General features: G+C 64.6%; 12 protein-coding genes. 3 read left to right on the top strand and 9 right to left on the bottom strand.

What is annotated here, in order from left to right:
• Nucleotides 1–623 precede the first annotated feature (623 nt).
• Nucleotides 624–1,250, top strand: coding sequence for a GNAT family N-acetyltransferase (locus tag ACFWIX_RS10485; protein WP_377216050.1), 627 nt, complete (start codon nucleotides 624–626; stop codon nucleotides 1,248–1,250).
• Between the two features lie 35 nt (nucleotides 1,251–1,285).
• On the opposite strand, the gene nrdF is transcribed toward ACFWIX_RS10485, so the two are convergent.
• The 8 genes from nrdF to ACFWIX_RS10445 form a co-directional block, all read right to left on the bottom strand.
• Nucleotides 1,286–2,260, bottom strand: coding sequence for a class 1b ribonucleoside-diphosphate reductase subunit beta (gene nrdF, locus ACFWIX_RS10480; protein ID WP_377216049.1), 975 nt, complete (start codon nucleotides 2,258–2,260; stop codon nucleotides 1,286–1,288).
• 92 nt (nucleotides 2,261–2,352) lie between these two features.
• Nucleotides 2,353–4,473 (bottom strand): class 1b ribonucleoside-diphosphate reductase subunit alpha, encoded by a 2,121-nt coding sequence (gene nrdE / locus ACFWIX_RS10475; protein ID WP_377216191.1) that lies wholly within the window; start codon nucleotides 4,471–4,473, stop codon nucleotides 2,353–2,355.
• Nucleotides 4,474–4,493: 20 nt separating this feature from the next.
• Nucleotides 4,494–5,024, bottom strand: coding sequence for a class Ib ribonucleoside-diphosphate reductase assembly flavoprotein NrdI (gene nrdI / locus ACFWIX_RS10470; protein ID WP_377216048.1), 531 nt, complete (start codon nucleotides 5,022–5,024; stop codon nucleotides 4,494–4,496).
• A 49-nt stretch (nucleotides 5,025–5,073) separates the two neighbouring features.
• The gene (gene nrdH, locus ACFWIX_RS10465; RefSeq protein ID WP_377216047.1) at nucleotides 5,074–5,319 is read right to left on the bottom strand and encodes a glutaredoxin-like protein NrdH; all 246 of its coding nucleotides are present in this window, start codon (nucleotides 5,317–5,319) and stop codon (nucleotides 5,074–5,076) included.
• Between the two features lie 427 nt (nucleotides 5,320–5,746).
• Nucleotides 5,747–6,286 (bottom strand): TspO/MBR family protein, encoded by a 540-nt coding sequence (locus tag ACFWIX_RS10460; protein WP_377216046.1) that lies wholly within the window; start codon nucleotides 6,284–6,286, stop codon nucleotides 5,747–5,749.
• 70 nt (nucleotides 6,287–6,356) lie between these two features.
• Nucleotides 6,357–7,691, bottom strand: coding sequence for a class I SAM-dependent methyltransferase (locus tag ACFWIX_RS10455; protein ID WP_377216045.1), 1,335 nt, complete (start codon nucleotides 7,689–7,691; stop codon nucleotides 6,357–6,359).
• Complete coding sequence (locus ACFWIX_RS10450; RefSeq protein ID WP_377216044.1) at nucleotides 7,688–8,413, bottom strand: DUF1365 domain-containing protein; 726 nt, start codon at nucleotides 8,411–8,413, stop codon at nucleotides 7,688–7,690. Before ACFWIX_RS10450 ends, ACFWIX_RS10455 begins: the two co-directional genes overlap by 4 nt.
• On the bottom strand, nucleotides 8,410–9,804 hold the full coding sequence (locus ACFWIX_RS10445; RefSeq protein ID WP_377216043.1) for an NAD(P)/FAD-dependent oxidoreductase: 1,395 nt from the start codon (nucleotides 9,802–9,804) through the stop codon (nucleotides 8,410–8,412). The genes ACFWIX_RS10450 and ACFWIX_RS10445 overlap by 4 nt, the downstream gene beginning before the upstream one ends.
• 126 nt (nucleotides 9,805–9,930) lie before the next feature.
• Here ACFWIX_RS10445 and ACFWIX_RS10440 point away from each other — a divergent pair, with 126 nt between their 5' ends.
• Nucleotides 9,931–10,848: a LysR family transcriptional regulator gene (locus ACFWIX_RS10440; protein ID WP_377216042.1), complete on the top strand. Its 918-nt coding sequence runs from the start codon at nucleotides 9,931–9,933 to the stop codon at nucleotides 10,846–10,848.
• A 45-nt stretch (nucleotides 10,849–10,893) separates the two neighbouring features.
• Entirely contained in the window at nucleotides 10,894–11,400 is a 507-nt protein-coding gene (locus ACFWIX_RS10435; protein ID WP_377216041.1) for a DUF2004 domain-containing protein, read from the top strand.
• Between the two features lie 62 nt (nucleotides 11,401–11,462).
• On the opposite strand, the gene metE is transcribed toward ACFWIX_RS10435, so the two are convergent.
• Entirely contained in the window at nucleotides 11,463–13,805 is a 2,343-nt protein-coding gene (gene metE, locus ACFWIX_RS10430) for a 5-methyltetrahydropteroyltriglutamate--homocysteine S-methyltransferase (protein ID WP_377216040.1), read from the bottom strand.
• Between the last annotated feature and the right edge of the window lie 73 nt (nucleotides 13,806–13,878).

Here is a 13,878-nt window from a genome sequence, read left to right as displayed (position 1 = left end):
TCGAGATGCCACTCGTGCCTTATGTTGAGCTTGCACAGGAGAGCTTGAATCATGGTGCCTCCATTCACTCTGCAGCGCTCCGATATCACGATCATGCTCTTCGTCGGCTTCCATGGCAACGCGCAGTTATCTCTTCGGCGGGACTTTCACCTGCGTAACCCGGTCCCGGACCGTCCATACGAGTGGCTGGTGGCGCACAGTCGCATGGGGACAGTGCCAGTTGCTGCAGTGCGCGGGAATGGACAAATATTGCGGATCCGGGCTTCCCGGCCAGGTGACGTCCACCTTCTGGTACACCACCGAACTGGCGCAGAGCGCACAGACTTCACTCATTGAATTCGTTCCCCTGCAGGTCCCCGCTCTACATGACGCCCCATTGGACTCCCTTGAGGTGAATCGTTGGTCCCCGTCCGGCATAGGCGTTGCATCGCGGAGGTAAACAACAGGTGACGCCGCACCTCGCAGATCAGCCGGATGGCAATGGCAAGCAGGCCTCGGGCACGTTTACCGCCAGTTCATCTTGGTGCCGGACGATGTAGCACGCTGCGGCACGTACCCGGTCAGCGACGGCCAGCCGGCCAACCCTCATATAGGCAAACCTCGCATAAGAAAGGGGTTCCGGAGTGCTGCGCTTTCCCGAGATCCTCCCTGCCCTGAAAACCAGCACGGGCCGCTTCACGCTCACGCCATTCAGCACACTTGATGTCGAGCCCCTCGCGCGCATCCTGGGCAACGATGACATCTGGGCGCAGGGTTTCGGCGACGGGGAAAGCCGGCCCGCAAACCCTGCCGAACTCAACTCATATATCCATCGCCGCTTCGCAGGACTGCCGATCTTCGCGATCTACTACACGGGCTTGCCCGGGGGCCCGCTGTTCGCCGGCACCACGGGCGTGACAGAAGTCACCGAGCAGTATGACCGGGTGAAAGTCGGCCGCACCGTCATCAACCCTGCGTTCTGGGGCACAGGTGCAAACCATGAGGTGAAAACCGCTGTCTTCGACTGGCTGTTCGCCATGGGCGCGGGCCGCCTGGAATGCGATGTCGACCCGAGAAACGAGCGTTCCATTCGTTCCCTCATCCGTTTTGGATTTACCGTGGAGGGCACCCGCCGGCGCTCCTCGCCGCGGGCCGACGGGACGTGGCGTGACATCGTGGTCCTGTCCCTCCTCGTGGAGGAATGGCCGGAAACCAGGCAACGGGCGCTTCACGCCCTGGACGGGAGAACCGGCTGGCAGGTCCCCGCCTAAGAACGTTCCCGTCGGGGGGACCCACAACCAGCCAGCTAGAAGTCCCAGTCCTCGTCTTCGGTGTTGACGGCCTTGCCGATCACGTAGGACGAACCGGAGCCCGAGAAGAAGTCGTGGTTCTCGTCAGCGTTCGGGGACAGTGCCGAGAGGATGGCCGGATTCACGTCGGTGACGGAAGCGGGGAACATCGCCTCGTAGCCCAGGTTCATCAGGGCCTTGTTGGCGTTGTAGTGCAGGAACTTCTTGACGTCCTCGGCCAGGCCGACGCCGTCGTAGAGATCGTGCGTGTACTGGACTTCGTTCTCGTACAGCTCGAAGAGCAGTTCGAACGTGTAGTCCTTGATCTCCTGCTTGCGCTCCTCCGACAGGCCTTCGAGTCCCTTCTGGAACTTGTAGCCGATGTAGTAGCCGTGGACAGCCTCATCGCGGATGATCAGGCGGATCAGGTCAGCGGTGTTCGTCAGCTTGGCGCGCGAGGACCAGTACATCGGCAGGTAGAAGCCAGAGTAAAAGAGGAAGCTCTCCAGCAGCGTGGAGGCGACCTTGCGCTTCAGGGGATCGTCGCCCTGGTAGTAGTCCATGACGATCTGCGCCTTCTTCTGAAGGTTCGCGTTCTCGGTGGACCAGCGGAACGCCTCGTCGATCTCCTTGGTGGAAGCCAGCGTGGAGAAGATGGACGAGTAGCTCTTGGCGTGCACCGACTCCATGAAGGCGATGTTCGTGTACACGGCCTCCTCGTGCGGAGTCAGCGCGTCCGGGATCAGGGAGACGGCGCCGACGGTGCCCTGGATGGTGTCCAGCAGGGTCAGCCCGGTGAAGACGCGCATGGTGAGCTGCTGCTCGGCCGGCGTCAGCGTGTTCCACGACTGGACGTCGTTGGACAGGGGCACCTTCTCCGGCAGCCAGAAGTTGTTGACCAGGCGGTTCCAGACGTCAACGTCCTTCTCGTCCTGGATCCGGTTCCAGTTGATGGCCTCGACGTGGCTAAGCAGCTTGACCTTTTCGGTCATGTCATCCCCTAAGAAGTTGGGTGGGTTTCTCTAAGTTAAAGCGTACGACGGCGGGCGGGCACCCGCCGTCGTACTGGCACCTTTAGTTGAAGCTACAACATGCAGCTGACGCAGCCCTCAACCTCGGTCCCTTCCAGCGCGAGCTGGCGGAGACGGATGTAGTAGATCGTCTTGATGCCCTTCTTCCAGGCGTAGATCTGGGCCTTGTTGATGTCGCGCGTGGTGGCCGTGTCCTTGAAGAACAGTGTCAGGGACAGGCCCTGGTCCACGTGCTGCGTGGCCGCGGCGTAGGTGTCGATGACCTTCTCGTAACCGATCTCGTACGCGTCCTGGTAGTACTCCAGGTTGTCGTTGGTGAGGTACGGCGCCGGGTAGTACACGCGGCCCAGCTTGCCTTCCTTGCGGATCTCGATCTTGGACGCCACCGGGTGGATCGAGGAGGTGGAGTTGTTGATGTAGGAGATCGAGCCCGTGGGCGGAACAGCCTGCAGGTTCTGGTTGTAGATGCCGTGCTCCATGACGGACGCCTTCAGTGCACGCCAGTCTTCCTGCGTGGGGATGTGGACATCCTTGAAGAGCTCGCGGACTTTCTCGGTCTGCGGCACCCACTCCTGCTCCGTGTACTTGTCGAAGAACTCGCCGGAGGCGTACTTGGACTTCTCGAAGCCGCCGAACGTCTGGCCGGTCTCGATGGACAGCAGGTTCGACGCGCGGATGGCGTGGTACACCACTGTGTAGAAGTAGATGTTGGTGAAGTCCAGGCCCTCTTCGGAACCGTAGTGGACCCGCTCGCGGGCCAGGTAGCCGTGCAGGTTCATCTGTCCCAGGCCAATGGCATGGCTCTGGTCGTTGCCGCGGGCGATGGACGGCACCGAGGTGATGTTGGACATGTCGGACACTGCCGAGAGTGACCGGATGGCCGTCTCGATGGTCAAGCCGAAGTTGGGGCTGTCCATGGTCTTCGCAATGTTCAGCGAGCCCAGGTTGCAGGAGATATCCTTGCCCGTCTCGTCGTAGGACAGGTCATCGTGGTACGTGGTGGGCTGGGAAACCTGGAGGATTTCCGAGCACAGGTTGGACATGATGATCTTGCCGTCGATCGGGTTTTCCCGGTTCACGGTGTCCTCGAACATGATGTACGGGTAGCCGGACTCGAACTGGATCTCGGCGAGGGTCTGGAAGAACTCGCGGGCCTTGATCTTGGTCTTCTTGATCCGGGAATCGTCCACCATCTCGTAGTACTTCTCGGTGACCGAGACGTCGGAGAACGGCATGCCGTAGACGCGTTCGACGTCGTACGGCGAGAACAGGTACATGTCCTCGTCCTTCTTGGCCAGCTCGAACGTGATGTCCGGGATGACGACGCCCAGGGAGAGGGTCTTGATGCGGATCTTCTCGTCCGCGTTCTCGCGCTTGGTGTCCAGGAAGCGGTAGATGTCCGGGTGGTGCGCGTGCAGGTACACCGCACCGGCACCCTGGCGCGCGCCGAGCTGGTTGGCGTAGGAGAAGCTGTCTTCGAGGAGCTTCATGACGGGGATGACGCCGGAGGACTGGTTCTCGATCTGCTTGATGGGAGCACCCACCTCGCGGATGTTGGTCAGCGCGAAGGCCACTCCGCCGCCGCGCTTGGACAGCTGCAGGGCGGAGTTGATGGAGCGGCCGATCGACTCCATGTTGTCCTCGATGCGCAGCAGGAAGCAGGAGACCAGCTCGCCGCGCTGCTTCTTGCCCGCGTTCAGGAACGTTGGCGTGGCCGGCTGGAAGCGGCCTTCGATGATCTCGTCCACCATCTGCAGGGCGAGCTGCTCGTTGCCGCGGGCCAGGTGCAGGGCCACCATGCAGACGCGGTCCTCGTAGCGCTCCAGGAAGCGCTTTCCGTCGAAGGTCTTCAGCGTGTAGGAGGTGTAGAACTTGAACGCGCCCAGGAAGGTCTCGAAGCGGAACTTCTTCTTGTAGGCGCGGTTGAACAGCTCACGGATGAAGTTCATCGTGTACTGGTCCAGCGTCTCGCGCTCGTAGTACTGGTTCTTCACCAGGTAGTCGAGCTTCTCCTCCAGGTCATGGAAGAAGACGGTGTTGTTGTTAACGTGCTGCAGGAAGTACTGGTGCGCAGCTTCCCGGTCAGCTTCGAACTGGATTTCGCCGTTGGGACCGTACAGGTTCAGCATGGCGTTCAGCTCGTGGTAGCCCAGGCCCTTGTAGGCGGCGGGCATCTCGGGCTTCTGGGCCCTGGTTACTTCTGTGTCTGCGACAGTCGTGTCCAAAACGTGTCCAATCCTTGGTTGACCCGGGTGACGTCTTCCGGCGTTCCCATAAGTTCGAATCTGTAAAGGTGGGGTACCTGGCACTTGGCGGCAATGATGTCCGCCGCCAGGCAGTAGTTGTCCCCGAAGTTTGTGTTGCCGGCCCCGATGACGCCCCGCAGCAGCTGCCTGTTCTGCGGGTTGTTGAGGAACCGGATGACCTGCTTGGGAACGGATCCTTCTCCCCCGGTGCCGCCGTATGTGGGAACCACCAGCACGTAGGGCCGGGTGGCCAGGAGCGGTGCGTCCTTGGCATACAGCGGGATCCGGGCAACCTCACGGCCAAGCTTCGAAACGAAGCGGCTGGTGTTCTCGGATGTGGAGGAAAAGTAGATCAGCTGGCTGTCCGTGACAGCCGGCCGCGGAAGGTCTTCGGGGGAAGCCGGCGAAGCCACCGCTGCGCGCTGAGCCGCGTGCGGATGGCTGGTCCTGCGTGAATGCTGTGCTGTTGGTGCTGCCATGGGAGCCACCTCAGCTGGTTGGTACGTTGCCGGCAAAAAGTGCTGGTCCTTAGGCCACCGAGGAAACGGAAGCCTGCGCCAGTTCTTCGATCTTGTCCGGACGGAAGCCTGACCAGTGGTCCTGGTCGGTGACAACAACGGGGGCCTGCATGTAGCCCAAATCCTTCAGGCGGGCCAGGGCCTCTGCGTCCTGAGAGATGTCAACGCTCTGGTACGTGATGCCCTTCTTATCGAGCGCCCGGTACGTCGCGTTGCACTGAACACAAGCAGGCTTGGTGTAAACCGTTACGGTCATTGTTCCCTGTCCCCTTAGTCGAAATCCTCGCTGGCCCGGTGTCCCGGCCCAAGCTGTATGTAGATACTACATGTAGTGCAGACGCCTCTTTGGAACCCCAAGATGATGTATTACAAGTATGTCATTTAATGCACTTTTAATCCACAGCCAGAGGCTCTAAAAATCTCCGGAATCCCGGGTTTTTTCGCCCCGCCATCCACATGCTGTGGACGAGTTAGCCACAAATAACCATCCCGCGTGTCGCGAAAACTGCGGCGTGTCGCCCGCCGGGCGGCGGCAACGAAAAGGGTCCTTCATCACTACATGTAGTGATGAAGGACCCTTACCCAGCGGCCAGGATCCCGGGCCGGCAGCCCGCAGCCTATTTGCGGGACCAGCTGCCTGCTTGTGGGACCAAGCTGCCTCCTGCGGAGCCCGGATGCCCCTGCTATCTGGCTGAGGGGTTGAGCTTGGCGATCCCCGCGGACAGGATCGTGGCGAATCCGCACCATGCAGCGTAGGGCGCAAGCGAAACACCCGCAGCACGGTTCAGCCGGTAGGTGCGCCGCACCAGATCCGCGCTGCTGGCTGTGAGCACCGCTGCCTCGGCGGCTCCCAGCCATGGCCGGCGGGAGCGCCAGAAGAACCAGCTCCACGAAGCGTTGAGGACCAGGTTCGCGGCGAGTGCCCTGCGGTAGGCCCGCAACTCCGTTCGCAGGTCTTGTCCGCCCGTACCAGCGCCACCTGCCCCAGCGCCACCTGTTCCAGCCCGGCCCTCCTCAGCGGCCCGGTCCAGGGCCGCGGCGGACGCCACAGCCAGGTCGGCGTACAAAACCGTCCACACGATCGGAAAGGCAAGGGCCGGCGGTTGCCAGTCCGGTTTTCGCAGCCCGATATACCAGCTGCTCCGGGGGTCCGTAGCCGCGGCGCCGGCAGCGGCAGTGGCCACCGTTGCCGCCGTCGTCCATGCCAGTGTCGTGAGTTTCATGCCTGCCCACTTTCCTTCCCTGGAAACCAGGGTCCCTGCACCACGCCCGGTCCCCGCACCCAGGCCGAACCTACAGCTGCGCTTCCCTGCGGTCCAGCACGATCTGCTGCACGTCCAGGTAGCCCGACTGGAAGCCGGCCCGCGAGTAGCAGAGGTAGAACAGCCACATCCGCTGGAACACGGCGTCGAACCCCAACTCGCCGACCTCGCGGGAGCGGGAAAGGAACCGTTCCTCCCACAGCCGCAGGGTAGCGGCGTAGTGGTCCCCCATACCCATCCGCTCCCGGACCCGCAGTGTGGTGTGCTGCTGGGTCACGGACTCGATGGCCCGAACGGAGGGCAGGAAGCCGCCGGGGAAGATGTACTTGTGCACCCATGTGTAGGCGTTACGGGTGGCCAGCATGCGCCCGTGCGGCATGGTGATGGCCTGGATGGCCACCTTCCCCCCAGGCGCAAGGACGCGGTCGATGGTTTGGAAGTAGATCGGCCAGTACTCATAGCCCACGGCTTCAATCATCTCCACGGATACCACGGCGTCGTACTCGCCCTCCACCGCACGATAGTCCTGCAGCGCCACGGTCACACGGTCGGCGTACCCGGCGGCGGCTATCCGTTCCTGCGCCAGCGCCTGCTGCTCGCTGGACAGCGTCACGCTGTATACCGTCGCCCCGCGTGCCGCCGCGCGCAGCGACAACTCGCCCCAGCCGGTCCCGATCTCCAGCACCCGGCTCCCGGAAACCACACCCGCTTTGTCCAGCAGCCGGTCGATCTTGTCCTGCTGCGCCCCGGCAAGCGCATCCCAGCCCACGGATTCCAGCGGACCCGCCGACATCGGGAACAGCGCCGAGGAATAGCTCATCGTGTCGTCAAGGAAGTTCGCGAAGAGGTCGTTGGAAAGGTCGTAGTGGCGCGAGATGTTGCTGCGGGTGTTCTGCTCGGCGTTCCGTTCAGTCCGTGGCGTGCGCGGCAGGTACAGCGAGCGCAGCTTCTGCAGCGGCACCGGGATCAGGGTGTCCACGGCCGCGGCGAACACCTCCAGGACGCCCGCCAGGTCGCTCGCTTCCCAGTCTCCCGCCATGAAGGACTCCCCGAGCCCGATCAGCCCGTTGTCCCCGATCCGTGCCTCGAACGCCCCCGGCCGCCGCATGGTCATCACGGGGGCGTCCGGTCCGCCGGTTCCCAGGACAGTCCCGTCGGGGTATTCCACCCTCAGTGGCAGCCGCTTCACAGCGCCTTTGAAAAGCGCGCCGGCGGCCCTTCCTGCGATCAATGCCTTGGCGCCCGACGGCGGTGCGGCCACTCCCGGCCAAAGGTCAGGATCGATAGTGGCGGGCGACGCCGGCACCCGGGTAGCGCTCCCGGCCTTACGGGCAGGGGCGGTTCCGCTGTTGTCCGTCATTGTCATTGAACTGCCTCCTGTGATGGGTGGTGTGGCCTGGCGACGACGGGCAGGCGTCGTGCCCAGAGTTTAATGCCCTGCACCCGGATGAGTGCGGATACCAGCAGCGGCGCGGCCGGAACGGCCAGGGCCGCTGCGAGGATGTTGCGGACGGTGGCCGGCCGCCGCCTGCCGTCCATCGTGGCGACGAACGGCCGGTGCCCTTCGCGGTCCAGCACGATTGACACAGCCAGCCTTTCGTCCGGCGCCGGCAGTTTCATCCGGTACTGGCCGGACACATCGTTGAACGGAGAGACGTAGAAGGCCTTGGGCACTGCTGCGCGGCCGGACTGGTCGGTCCGCAGCAGGTAGCAGTGGCGTTCACCGTAGGTGTTGTGGACCTCCGCCACCACGCACTCCAGTCCGCCCCCGGCCCGATAGCACCAGAACAGCGTGAGCGGGTTGAAGACGTAACCAAAGACCCGGGCGCTGGCCAGCATGTGGATAGGGCCGCCGTCGGGCGTTATTCCCTGGCTGCGCAGGAAGCGCTCCACGTTGGCGCGGATCGTGGCGTCCGGGGCACCCAGGTGGTCCGCAGCATGGAAGCCGGCGAGCGGCCGCAGGAGCCATGGCAGCCGGGGCAGGTGGTCCACGTCCACGAACCAGCTGTAGCTGCGGTAGGTGAAGGCGTTCTTCAGCGGGCTGTGCCGCACGTGCGAGATGCAGGTGCGGTAGATCGCGGGTTTCATGCCGGCTCTCCGGCGGCCAACAGGTCCCGCTCGCCCGGCATGGGAATGTCCGCGGGCCCCGCAGGCACCGCCGGCCACGTACGCCCCAGCTTCTCTGCGGCCCGGACGCCGGAGAGTGCGCCGTCCTCGTGGAAGCCCCAGCCGAGGTACGCGCCGGCGTAGGCAATCCGCGGGTCTGCGAGCGCGGCGATGGCCTGCTGTGCCTTCAGCGATTCCGGCGTGTACTGGGGGTGTTCGTACACCATCCGGTCCAGGACGGTGTCCGGGTGGATCAGGTCCGATTCGCCAAGGCTGACAAGGTAGCGCCGGCCGTCCGCCGGTTCCAGCCGCTGGAGGCGGGTGAGGTCGTAGCTGACCAGGACCTTGTCCGGGCGGGCGTCGCAGGACGGCAGCCGGTAGTTCCAGGAGGCCTTGGCGTTGTCGGTGGCGGGCAGCACCGCCGGGTCCTGGTGGAAGACGGTGTGGTTCACCGAGTACGGCATCCCGGCGAGCGCTTCCTGCTCAGCCGGGGTGGCGTCCGCCAGGAACCGGAGCGCCTGGCCGGGATGGGTAGCGATCACGACCGCCTCAAAGTCCTCGCTGATCCCGTTGGAGCTGATCTCCACCCCCAGGGCGTGCCTGTGGATGGCGGTGACGGGGGTGTTGATCCGGATGTCGGGCAGCGTGGCTGCGAGCTTCTCCACATACCGGGCGGATCCGCCGGTGACCGTGCGCCACTGCGGCGAGCCCTTGATGCCCAGCATCCCGTGGTGGCCCAGGAAGGTGAACAGGTACCGGGCCGGGTAGGCCAGTGCCGTGCCGGGATCGCAGGACCACACAGCGCTCACCACCGGGGTCATGAAGTGCGAGATGAAGTAGGAGCTGAACTTCTCCCGCGCCAGGAATTCGCCCAGCGTCAGTTCGGGCACCTCGACTTCGTCGCTGACGGCCCACGGCGGCGCCGTCCTGAGCAATTCCCTCGCCTTCCGGTAGAACCGGGTTACTTCGAGCAGCATGAGCAGGTACCGTCCGCGCAGCAGGGTGGACGGGCGGGGAATGATGCCGCGGGCACCATCGCGGGCTCCCGCGTATTCGAGCCCGCAGCCGTCGCAGCGGATGGACATGCTCATCTCGGAGTCCTGGGTTTCCACGCCCAGCTCGGCAAACAGGCGCAACAGGGTGGGATAGGTCCGCTCGTTGTGGACGATGAACCCAGTGTCAACGCCCAGGGTACCGCCGCCCGGCTGCGGCATGTCGTGCGTGTGCGCGTGCCCGCCCAAGCGCGCGTCCGCTTCAAAAACTGTGACGTCATCATGCCGGTTGAGGACGTACGCCGCGGTCAGGCCGGCCACGCCGCTGCCGATGACCGCCACCCGGCGGCGGCCGATACTTCCTGCTGGGATTGCTGACAAGGGATGCTCCTCTGCTGAACATTGCCTCTGGGACGGGTATACAGAGGGCAATTCGGCGCAGCCGCCTGCCCGGATGGGCGGGATGGAAAGGTTCTTTGCCGCGGGTCCGCGGAGTAGGGTGGGCAGGTGGTAAATCCGGTACACCTCAAGACCCTCCTGGAGGTCACGCGGCAGGGCTCCTTCGCGGCCGCCGCGGCGACGCTCGGCTACACGGCGTCCGCCGTCTCGCAGCAGATGTCCGCGCTGGAACGGGACACCGGCGTGACCCTGTTCCAGCGGTCGGCGCGCAGCGTGGTTCCTACGGATGCCGCCGTCGTCATGACCCGGCACGCCGCCAAGGTGCTCACCGACATCGAGGCGCTGATGGCAGCCGCCTCCAAGACCCAGGACACTGCCAGCCAGGAACTACGGCTCGGTATCTTTCCCAGCCTGGCCACGTATGTCCTCCCCCGCATCCTGAAGAATCCGGCCTGGAAGGACCTGGGCATCGACCTGAAGGTGTCCGTCGCCGAGCCCGGCCAGACCATCCAGGGCCTGCGGACCGGCGGTGACCTGGACGTGGCCGTGGTGTTCCAGGTCGGCCAGACCGGATTCGCCTGGCCCAACACCATCAACCGGCAGTGGATCGGCGACGACGATTTCCGGGTGGTGCTCCCGGCCGGCTGGGGCTTCCGCAGCGATGCGAAGGTCGCAGCGGACCATCTGTCGGAGATGCCCTGGATCATGCACCACCCCGGGACCAGCGACGCCATGGTGATCGAGCGGCTGTTCGCCGGCTGCAACCTGCACCCGCGGGTGGTCGCGCACAGCGACGATTTCCACGCCAGCCTGGAAATGGCGGCAGCGGGCCTGGGCGCCGCCCTTGTTCCTGAGCTTGCGCTGCGGAACAAGCCCTCCGGCGTCGTGGTCCTGGACGTTCCGGAAATCCGGCTGGCGCGCAACGTCTTCGCCCTGCTGATCAACGACCGGAAGACCGCCCGCGTGCAGTTGTTCGTGGACCTCCTCGCCGAAACGCTGGCCGGCATGCGCACCGCCGTGAATTAGCTGCCAACGCTGGAATGCACCGGGCTTCGGGTCTATGTTGAGACTATGAACAAGGTAGCGAGCCAGCATTTTGGGGAGATCGAGCTCAATCACGGCCGGGAGCACTCCGTTGCCGCCAAGCACGAACTGCGCGGCCACCCGCTGGAACTCGACCTGAACATCGCCGCCCACGACCACTTCGACGAAGCCGCCCTCCGCAAGGTCGAATATCGGCTCCGCTTCCTGCCTGAGCTGGTGGACGAGGTACGCGAGATGATTGCGGAGGAACTGGACCAGGAAGGCACCAGTCCGCAGGAATACCTGCACTTCCACTGCAACGCCCTCAAAGATGAGCACCTGCACAAGGTCTTCGGCGTCGAGGACCGCAGCCAGCTCACCAAGGACGTCTTCCTCAAGGCGCTCAAGCTGGGCCACGTGGGTATCTACCCCGGCCAGCCGGAACGCTACTTCGTCATGGACTTCACCCTCGGCGAGCACTTCACCGATGAGGTCCTGGTGGCCTCGGCCGACGAGGACGGCGTGGTGGACGACGAGATCCTCTGGGAATCCTGAGGAGTACTTAATGCACGACGGCGCCCCTCACCTTAGCGGTGGGGGCGCCGCTCACTGCGCTGCTACTCGGCGGCCTCCAGCAGTTCCGCGCGGACTGCCTGTGTGGCCTTGACCAGGTTGCGCAGCGACTCCTCGGTCTCGGCGTAGCCGCGGGTCTTCAGGCCACAGTCCGGGTTGACCCAGAGCTGCCGCGTCGGGACGTGCTTGACGGCGGTGCTGAGCAGTTCGGTGACTTCCTGCTCGCCGGGAACGCGCGGCGAGTGGATGTCGTACACGCCCGGGCCGACACCGCGGCCGAAGCCGTGGGACTCGAGGTCGTGCACAACCTCCATGCGGGAGCGCGCCGCTTCGATGGAAGTCACGTCCGCGTCGAGCCCGTCGATCGCGTCGATGATCACGCCGAACTCCGAGTAGCAGAGGTGGGTGTGGATCTGGGTGGAGTCGGCTGCTCCGGCGGTGGCCAGGCGGAACGAGTCCACGGACCACTTCAGGTAATCGGCGTGGTCGGCCTTCCGCAGCGGGAGGAGTTCGCGCAGCGCGGGCTCGTCCACCTGGATCACCTTGATGCCGGCGGCTTCGAGGTCCGCAATCTCGTCACGCAGTGCCAGGCCCACCTGGTTGGCGGTTTCGCGCAGCGGCTGGTCGTCGCGGACGAAGGACCAGGCCAGGATGGTGACGGGACCGGTGAGCATGCCCTTCATCGGCTTGCTGGTCAGGGACTGCGCGTATTCGGCCCATTTGACCGTGATGGGTGCGCTGCGGGTGACGTCGCCCCACAGGATGGACGGTCGGGTGCAGCGGGAACCGTAGGACTGGACCCAGCCGTGGACCGTCACGTCGAAGCCCTCGAGGTTCTCGGCGAAGTACTGGACCATGTCGTTGCGCTCGGGCTCTCCGTGCACCAGGACGTCGTAGCCCAACTCCTCCTGCAGGTCCACGACGCGCTTGATCTCGTCCTTCATGAGCTGCTCGTACTGCGCGTCATTCAGCTCGCCTTTGGTGTTCCGGGCGCGGGCGGAGCGGATCTCCGCCGTCTGCGGGAAGGACCCGATGGTGGTGGTGGGCAGCGGCGGCAGGTGCAATGCTTCCTGCTGCGCGGCTTCGCGGACCGCGTAGGCTGAGCGGCTGAAGTCGGCGGCGGTAAGGGCTTCCGTGCGGGCCCGGACGTCGGCGCGGCGGACGCCTTTGGCTGGGGCGCGGGAGGCAATGACGGATGTGGCTTCATCGATGGCGGCCTGCGCGGATGCAGGATCGGCCAGGTATGCGGCAAGGATCCTGACCTCAGCGGCCTTCTGGTCGGAGAACGCCAGCCAGTTGCGGAGCTGGTCGGACAGCTCAGTCTCCTCTGCGACGTCATGCGGCACGTGCTGGGTGGAGGTGGAGGTGCTGACCGCCAGCTTGCCTGCCGCAGCCTTCAACGCGTCCAGTTTGGCAGCTGAAGCGGCGAGGTCGTTGCGCCAGATGTTGTGGCCGTCAACGACACCCGCAACCAAAGTCTTGCTGCCCAGTCCGGCGAGTGCCGCGGCGGAAGGGACGGCACCCTTGAAGACGTCAATGTGGAGGGCCTCGATGTTGGTGGCTGCGAGGGTGTCGAGCTGGCCGTCGAGCGAACCGTACGGGGTCGAAACGAGGATCTGCGGGCGGTTGGCTGCAGCGGTGAGGACCTCGTAGGCGCGGGCCACGGCTGCTTCGATCTCCGCGGCCGGGGTGTCTTGGTCAACTACGAGTGCGGGTTCGTCCAGCTGGACCCAGCTGGCGCCGGCGGCGGCGAGTTTCTCGAGCAGCTGGACGTAGACAGGCAGGATGTCCTCGAGGCGGGACAGCGGGGCGAAGCCCGCCGGTGCCTCGTCGGTAGCCTTGGACAGCAGCAGGTAGGTGACCGGGCCCACGATGTACGGGCGGGTTTCGATGCCCTTCTCCAGGGCGAAGGTAAACTCGTCAACCTTGGCGGTGGAAGCCAGGGTGAAGGCGGTTTCGGGGCCGATCTCCGGAACCAGGTAGTGGTAATTCGTGTCGAACCACTTGGTCATTTCCAGCGGCTGCTGCTCCTTGGTGCCGCGGGCGAGGGTGAAGTACCCGTCGATGTCCAGCTGTCCTGCTTCGTTGAGGAGCTGGCCGAAGCGGGCCGGAACTGCTCCGACGTGCGCTGTGGTGTCCAGGACCTGGTCGTAGTAGGAGAAGGTGCCGGGGACAGCGGCGGCCTCGGTCAGGCCGAGCTCCTGGAGACGCCTGGCAGTGGTGAACTGGATGTCCTTGGCTGCGGCGTGCAGGGCGGCGGAGTCGATCCTGCCGGCCCAGTAGGCTTCAACGGCCTTCTTGAGTTCGCGGCGGCGGCCGATCCGGGGGTAGCCCAGGAGCGAAGCTGACGGGAACGGAGTGTTTTTGGGCGTGCTGAAGTCAGTCATGGTGATTCCTCGAATTCTTGGTGGTCTGCAGGCCTGGCAGGCTGGGCTCAGGCCTCGGGGCAGGTTCTCAGGG

Source organism: Pseudarthrobacter sp. NPDC058362 (genome assembly GCF_042723515.1).
In the GTDB taxonomy this organism is placed as follows: domain Bacteria; phylum Actinomycetota; class Actinomycetes; order Actinomycetales; family Micrococcaceae; genus Arthrobacter.
The sequence above is the reverse complement of the archived record's forward strand: the minus strand, read 5'-3'. Positions and strand labels throughout refer to the sequence as shown.

Bases quoted from the DNA above. Each gene is read 5' to 3' on its own strand.
- nrdF (WP_377216049.1), bottom strand. From the start codon at position 2,260: ATGACCGAAAAGGTCAAGCTGCTTAGCCACGTCGAGGCCATCAACTGG.
- nrdE (WP_377216191.1), bottom strand. From the start codon at position 4,473: ATGCCCGCCGCCTACAAGGGCCTGGGCTACCACGAGCTGAACGCCATG.
- nrdI (WP_377216048.1), bottom strand. From the start codon at position 5,024: ATGGCAGCACCAACAGCACAGCATTCACGCAGGACCAGCCATCCGCAC.
- nrdH (WP_377216047.1), bottom strand. From the start codon at position 5,319: ATGACCGTAACGGTTTACACCAAGCCTGCTTGTGTTCAGTGCAACGCG.
- ACFWIX_RS10460 (WP_377216046.1), bottom strand. From the start codon at position 6,286: ATGAAACTCACGACACTGGCATGGACGACGGCGGCAACGGTGGCCACT.
- ACFWIX_RS10455 (WP_377216045.1), bottom strand. From the start codon at position 7,691: ATGACAATGACGGACAACAGCGGAACCGCCCCTGCCCGTAAGGCCGGG.
- ACFWIX_RS10450 (WP_377216044.1), bottom strand. From the start codon at position 8,413: ATGAAACCCGCGATCTACCGCACCTGCATCTCGCACGTGCGGCACAGC.
- ACFWIX_RS10435 (WP_377216041.1), top strand. From the start codon at position 10,894: ATGAACAAGGTAGCGAGCCAGCATTTTGGGGAGATCGAGCTCAATCAC.
- metE (WP_377216040.1), bottom strand. From the start codon at position 13,805: ATGACTGACTTCAGCACGCCCAAAAACACTCCGTTCCCGTCAGCTTCG.